The following is a 7442-nucleotide window of genomic DNA, read 5'->3' on the forward strand; positions in this document are numbered from 1 at the left end:
CGGTCGACAGGTCCGGTCACTGCCGGACAACCGCCTGAGTCTATGCGCTATCGCTGACCCGGACCCCGTCCGGCAGCCCCGACAGGCTCACGACCCCGGCCTCGTCGACGCTGACGGTCACCACGACGTCGCCCAGTCGGATACCGGAGACGGTCAGGGCGCCGAACGGGGCCGGTCGGAGGGGGCGTACCTGCACCACCCCGCGCGGTAGGTCGACCTGGAGTCCCAGCGCCACAGTCACGAGGGCCCCGGCCGACGCGGCCGACCACGCCTGCGGGTGACACGACGCAGGGTACGGAGAGGGTCGTCCCATCATGGGAAGGCCGGAGTAGAGCTCGGGGTAGCGGTAGTCGAAGGCCTCGCCCGCGGCCAACAGGGTGCGCGCCACCTGGGCGGCGGCCGAGTCCTGTCCCTCGCGCGCGAGACCGAGCGCGACGATCGCCGTGTCGTGGGTCCACACCGAACCCGTGTGGTAGCCAATGGGGTTGAACCCACCGTTGCCGGTGCCGAACGTGCGCACACCGAACGTGTCGAGCAGCTCCTCGCCGGTGAGATGGTCCGCGACGGTCCTGGCCTGCTGTGGGTCCAGGACGCCGGTGCCCAGGACGTGGCCCATGTTCGACCCCAAGCCGTCCACCCGCCGACCATGGCCGTCGAGGGCCATCGCCAGGTAGCGTCCCGCGTCGCCCTCGACCCAGTACGCCGCCTGAATCCGGTCCCTCAGCAGGGCCCCCTCGCGCCGTGCCTCCTCCGCGCCCGGCTCCCCGAGCCAGTCGAGCAGGTCCGCGGCCCCGGCCAGCGCGTCCACGGCATACGCCTGCGCTTCGACGAGGGCGATGGGGCCTTCGGCGACCCGACCGTCCCGGAAGCGCATGGAGTCGCCGGAGTCCTTCCACCCCTGGTTTGCGAGCCCGTGACCAGTGGTGTCGAGGTACTTCAGCAGGCCGTCACCGTCGGGCTGACCGGGACCGGTGAGCCAACCGAGAGCCGCCCGCAGATGAGGCAGGAGCTCGCGGACCTCAGCCTCGGGCAGGCCCCATCGCCACGTGTCGACCAGCAGGCAGACCCACAGGGCGGTCGCGTCGACAGTGCCGTAGTAGAGCGGCGGGAGCACCAGCTGCTCACGAGGACTCTCGTATGCCGTGCGTCGCACCTCGTGGGGGATCTTGCCCGGCTGCTGGGCACTGGTGGCGTCGTCGTGGGTGCCCTGTCGACGGGCCAGGGCCCGGAGGGTGCCTGCTGCCAGCTCGATGCCGAACGGCAGCATCATCCGCGCGGTCCAGATCGAGTCGCGTCCGAACAACGTGAGATACCACGGCGACCCTGCGGCCGCGAACACGTCCGCAGGCTCCAGCGGGTCACGCAGCAGCAGGTGTCGCAGGTCGTCCAACGACTGCATCACCAGGGGCGCGAGACGCGGGTCGTCGGCCGTGACGGCCACGTGATCCCAGGTGACGGCGTCGGCGCCGGGCTCGGCGTCGAACCCGGACGGCTGCCGGCGGGCAGCCGCGACGCGGACCTGCCACGTCATGCGGCCGCCCGGCTCGACCACGACGTCGAAATGCGCGACAGCGGCGTCGTCCGACAGCTCGAGCCGGGCCGGTGGTGGGTCGAACCCGACCACCACGTCGTGCCTCTCGGCGGCGAACGCCACGCCGTCCTCGCGGCGCTCCGGCGCCACGGCCGGTCCGGTCAGCAGGCCGGACTTCACCGACCCGATGGGCATGGCGTCGCAGGCCAGCTCGAGGTCGAGGGTGGCGTCCACCGTCTCGTCGGCGCGCGAGGTGACGGTGACCTCCTCGACCAGCTCAGCACCATGCAGGGTCCGGACGCGACGGACCTCGACGGTCGGGTCTGCGCCACGGCTCCCCAGCCCGCGCGCCACGCCGAAGAACTCGGCTCGCGCACCGCGCGCGCCCGAGGCGACGGGGCTGACCGCCTCCCCCGCGACCCGCACCGCCAACCCGTCCAGCAGACGGACGTCGTCGACGTAGAAGCCCTGCGCCGTGGCCCGCTCGATGTCGCCCCCGGCGGACGACACCTGGGTCGAGCTGCCGTCCGCCGTGATCGTCAGCTCGTGCAGCCACGGCTGGCGCGGCGAGGGCTCGACCGGGTCCTGAGGGTGGTGTTCCGGGGTGGTCACGTGGGCGGCCTTTCGTCGTGCGTGTCACCAGGGGCTTCCATCATGGTCCAGGCCGCGGGCCGGCTGAGACGGCACTACTCGACGGCGTCACAGCCGGGGGACGTAGCGCTTGCCCTGCAACGCGTCGTAGACCAGCCCGGCGCTGCGCCGGGCCGCCAAGAGCCTGACGCCCTCGGCCTCGAGGTCTGCCAGCACCTGAGCCAGCCCCTCGCTGGTCAGCAGCCCACCCAGCTCGACCCGGACCTCGCGGTAGGCCTGACGCATCGCCACCAGCTGGGCGTCGATGTGGCGAGTGGCCACCCAGGCGAGGGCGACCGGCTGGCGGCGCCACCCGGCATACAGCCGGTAGTCCGCCGGGCAGAAGTCGAGCAGCCAGGACACCGCAGGCACCTGCCACCCCACGCTCTCGGGCGGTGGCACCAGTGGTGGCCAGCCCGGCGGCACCGCCCCCGTGGGAGGGCTAGGCCGCCGGGTCTGGCTCGACACCGCAGGCTCCTCGCGCCTCAGATGCTGCCTGAGGCGGATCGGAGAGATCGAACATACGTTCGATCATAGGTCACTATGCGACCGACCGCACCACCCTCCTGACCCCCAGGAGTGCGAGGCCGAAGGTCAGGCAGAGCATCGCCAGGAGCAGCAGCGACACGGCGTTCATGCCCGTGCTGGCCAATGCGGTCGCCCGCGCCACGGCGGTCGGAGCCACCGCACCCACCAAGGCGATGGCCGGCAGAGCCGACCGCGCCTGACTGGACGCACCCCCGCCTGCGGAGTCCCGACTGGCGCCAGTCCCGGCACCGGCGACGAGATCAGAGGACGCGGCGCCGGGTGTGGTGTCGGGTGCGGCACCAGACGTGCTGCCGGGCACGGTCGCCGCAGCCCCGCCGGCGGTGCTGTCGCCACCCACGGCGATGGCATTGCCCGTCGCCGTCACTGGCGCGGGCGGCGGCGAGGTGAGCTGGTTGCCACCACCCGCCGAACCCGAACCCGTCGCCGTGGAACCCGACGACCCCGACGAACCCGCAGCCGCCGGAGCGGCGCCACTCGACGAACCACCGCTGGACGACTTGCCCAGCACCGCAACGGAGTTGCCCGTCGCGCTCACGGGTGCCGCCGCCGGGGAGGCGAGCTGGTTGCCACCACCCGCCGAACCCGAACCCGTCGTCGTCGAACCCGACGACCCCGACGAACCCGTAGCCGCTGGAGCAGCGGCAGCCGAACCACTGCTGGACGACTTGCCAAGCACCGCAACGGAGTTGCCCGTCGCCGTCACTGGCGCGGTCGCCGGCGAGGTGAGCTGGTTGCCACCACCCGCCGAACCCGAACCCGTCGTCGTCGAACCCGACGAACCCGTAGCCGCCGGAGCAGCGGCAGCCGAACCACTCGACGAACCACTGCTCGACGAGTTGCCCAGCACCGCAACGGAGTTGCCCGTCGCCGTCACCGGTACGGCTGGCGCCGCGACGAGCTGGTTTCCACCGGCCGCGCTATGCGACCCGGTCGTACTGTCGGCGGCCGATGCGTGTCCTGCGAAGAACAGGACACCACCTCCGACCATGAGGGCCACTTCAAGACCCCTCCGCAGATATGCGTGCATGATTTGATTCCTCCCTGTGATGCGTTGTCCCGCCCGTAGGCGGCTGTGTGCTGTTGGCGCGATGCTCCGCGCCTCGGCACGCATCAGTCAGGTCGGTTGTCCGGTCCCTCCGCAGGGGCGCCGGTAGAGCGGGAGAGCTGTCCGAAACCCCGCTCGTATGCCGGTTGCGGCAGCACAGGGGTCAAGGACGGGAGTGCCATATCCGTTGTCACAGAGCAGTTTCCCGCGTTCGCTGTCATGGGCACAGGCACAGGCACCCCACCTTGATCGCCCGGCTGCGTGGGGGCATCGCCTCCGGGGGGCGTCGAGACGACCGGGGCAGCCGGGACGGCCCTCAACAGTGCGAAGGCAGGTTCCGGCGCTCGATGGACGACGCCCGGCTCCGTCGGCGTGGTGACGACGGGCGCCCTGCTTTCGGCTGGTGGCGACTGCGTCGCGAGACGACGTGGGGCGTCCGGCTTGGCCGTCAAGGCGGGCTCACGGAGCCCTTCGCCTGCAAGCGTTTCCGCCACTGGGGCGATGGGCAGCCTCCGCACGACTGGCAGATGTGACAACGGGCTCACGACAGGAGCCAACGCCCCCACCGTGGCTTCGCCCGGGCGTGCGACGGGTCGGACGACGCGTGTCGCGACGGTCGTAACGTCAGTCCCGAGGACAGGTCGCTGCTGGACAGTCGCCAGGGCGGCGGACACGATCGGTCGCGCCCGGTGACCCACTGGCCGAGCCAGGGGCCGAGCCAGGTCTGCGTGAACGGCGGCGCGAGATCGCCTGTTCGCCGAGGCAGGTGCAGACCGACAGGCATCGACATGGGCCATCTCCAGAACCACACCGATGCTGGGCGTGGAAGCCCCGCGCGGAGCATCGTCCGCGCGCGCCTCCCCCGCTCCCAGCAGCAGCCAGGCCGCGCAGAGGAGCCCGGCGCCGAACACGAGCCGCACGAGGCTCGTTCGCCAGCCTGTCCCTGCCAATGGATGTCCCCGAACTCCCCAGCTCAAGGGTCACACGTTCTCGACTCTTCGAGTTGAACACGGATGCGTGGACCCCGCAACTCAAAAGTCGGCGACATCGCAGGTCAGGGCACCAGGCGGCATACGAGACCACGGGTGACCCGGGCGTCACCGATGGTCGTCCTCAAAGAAGAACCGCGACCATCCGTGACGCGCTGTCACGGATGGTCGCGGTTGAACCGACGTGAAGCCCGCCTACGCTCAGCTGTTGACGAGCGACCTCAGGACGTACTGGAGGATGCCGCCGTTGCGGTAGTAGTCCGCCTCACCGGGGGTGTCGATGCGCACGACCGCGTCGAACTCGACCGTCTCGCCGCCCTCGCGCTCCGCACTGACCTTCACGGTGCGCGGGGCTTCGCCATCGTTCAGGCCGGTGATGCCGGTGATCGAGAACGTCTCGGTGCCGTCGAGCCCGAGCGAGTCGGCCGACTCCCCCGCCGGGAACTGCAGCGGGATAACGCCCATCCCGATGAGGTTGGAGCGGTGGATGCGCTCGTAGCTTTCGGCGATGACCGCCTTGACGCCCAGCAGCCGGGTGCCCTTGGCGGCCCAGTCTCGCGACGAGCCGGAGCCGTACTCCTTGCCCGCGAGGATGACCAGCGGCACTCCGGCCTCCTGGTATGCCGCGGACGCGTCGTAGATCGTGGTCTGCTCGCCGCCGGCCAGGCCATCACCATTCAAGAACAGGCGGGTGAAGCCGCCCTCGACGCCGTCCAGCAGCAGGTTCTTGAGACGGATGTTCGCGAACGTCCCGCGGATCATGACCTCGTGGTTGCCGCGCCGCGAGCCGTAGGAGTTGAAGTCCTTGCGCTCGACCCCGTGCTCGGCGAGGTACTTGCCTGCCGGGCTGTCGGCCTTGATCGACCCGGCCGGGCTGATGTGGTCGGTCGTGACGGAGTCACCCAGCTTGGCCAGCACCCGCGCCCCGCTGATGTCCTCGACCGGGGTCGTCTCCATCTTCATGCCGTCGAAGTACGGGGGCTTGCGCACGTAGGTCGAGTCCGGCGCCCAGTCGAAGGTCTTACCCTCGGGCGTGGGCAGCGAGCGCCAGCGCTCGTCACCGGCGAACACGTCGGCGTAGTCGGAGGTGAACATCTCCTGGTTGATCGAGGCGGCGATGGTCCGCTCGACATCGGCCGGGGCCGGCCAGAGGTCCTTGAGGAAGACGTCCTTGCCGTCGGTGTCCTGGCCGAGCGGCTCGGTCTCGAAGTCGAAGTCCATCGTGCCGGCCAGCGCGTAGGCGATGACGAGCGGCGGCGACGCGAGGTAGTTCATCTTGACGTCGGGGTTGATCCGGCCCTCGAAGTTGCGGTTGCCCGAGAGCACGGAGACGACGGCCAGGTCGTTCTCGTTGATCGCCGCGGAGATCTCCTCAGACAGCGGGCCGGAGTTGCCGATGCAGGTGGTGCAGCCGTAGCCCACCAGGTGGAACCCGAGCTTCTCGAGGTAGGGCCACATGCCGGCCTTCTCGTAGTAGTCCGAGACCACCTTGGAACCCGGCGCCATCGACGTCTTGACCCATGGCGCAACGGTCAGCCCACGGTCGACGGCGTTCTTGGCCAGCATCGCGGCCGCCATCATCACCGACGGGTTGGACGTGTTGGTGCAGGAGGTGATCGAGGCGATCGACACGATGCCGTGGTCGATCTCGAAGGACGCACCGTCCCCGGTGGTCACCGTGACCGGGTTCGACGGGCGGCCCGCGCCGTCACCCTCGTCGCCCGGCCGGTCTCCCCCGTTGGTGCCGTCGGTGCTGCCCTGCGGCGAGGGGTCGCTGGCCGGAAAGCTGGTCGCGGCGCCGGCGTCGCCCTCATGGTGGGAGACGTAGGTCGGGAGCACCTTGCGGAACGCGCTCTTGGCGTCGGTCAGCGCGATGCGGTCCTGCGGCCGCTTGGGGCCGGCGATCGACGGCACAACCGTGGACAGGTCCAGCTCGAGGTACTCGGAGTACCGAGCCTCGGGCTGGTCGGGACCGGCCTGCAGCCACATCCCCTGTTCCTTGGCGTACGCCTCGACCAGCGCGACGGACTCCTCGGAGCGACCGGTCAGCCGCAGGTACTCCAGGGTCACGTCGTCGATCGGGAAGATCGCGCAGGTGGAGCCGAACTCCGGGCTCATGTTGCCGATGGTCGCACGGTTCGCCAGCGGGACCTGGGCGACGCCCTCGCCGTAGAACTCGACGAACTTGCCGACCACGCCGTGCTGGCGCAGCTTCTCGGTGATGGTCAGGACGACGTCGGTAGCCGTTGCGCCAGAAGGGATCGCGCCCGACAGCTTGAAGCCGACAACCCGAGGGATGAGCATCGAGACGGGCTGTCCGAGCATGGCCGCCTCGGCCTCGATGCCGCCGACGCCCCAGCCGAGCACGCCCAGACCGTTGACCATGGTGGTGTGCGAGTCGGTGCCGACGAGCGTGTCGGGGTACGCCTGCAGGCTGCCGCCCACCTCACGCACGAACGTGACCCTGGCCAGGTACTCGATGTTGACCTGGTGCACGATGCCGGTTCCCGGCGGCACGACCTTGAAGTCGTCGAATGCGGTCTGGCCCCAGCGCAAGAACTGGTAGCGCTCCCCGTTGCGTTCGTACTCGATGTCGGTGTTGCGCTCCAGCGCGTTCTCCGTGCCGAACAGGTCGGCGATGACCGAGTGGTCGATGACCATTTCCGCGGGCGCGAGGGGGTTCACCCGCTTGGGGTCC

General features: G+C 70.2%; 4 protein-coding genes. All 4 read right to left on the reverse strand.

The genetic code is table 11. From position 1 onward, the window contains the following. Window positions 1–40: 40 nt before the first annotated feature. A complete protein-coding gene (locus VGN50_RS07355; RefSeq protein WP_327444071.1) occupies window positions 41–2143 on the reverse strand; it encodes a glycogen debranching N-terminal domain-containing protein in 2103 nt (700 codons plus the stop codon). Window positions 2144–2230: 87 nt separating this feature from the next. Beyond that, window positions 2231–2629, reverse strand: coding sequence for a hypothetical protein (locus VGN50_RS07360; protein WP_327444072.1), 399 nt, complete (start codon window positions 2627–2629; stop codon window positions 2231–2233). 73 nt (window positions 2630–2702) lie between these two features. Beyond that, a complete protein-coding gene (locus VGN50_RS07365) occupies window positions 2703–3584 on the reverse strand; it encodes a hypothetical protein (protein WP_327444073.1) in 882 nt (293 codons plus the stop codon). 1361 nt (window positions 3585–4945) lie between these two features. Next, window positions 4946–7442: aconitate hydratase (locus tag VGN50_RS07370; RefSeq protein WP_327444074.1), on the reverse strand; the 2497-nt coding region annotated here is incomplete at its 5' end.

It is taken from the genome of Pedococcus sp., from assembly GCF_036000045.1.
Lineage (GTDB): Bacteria > Actinomycetota > Actinomycetes > Actinomycetales > Dermatophilaceae > Pedococcus.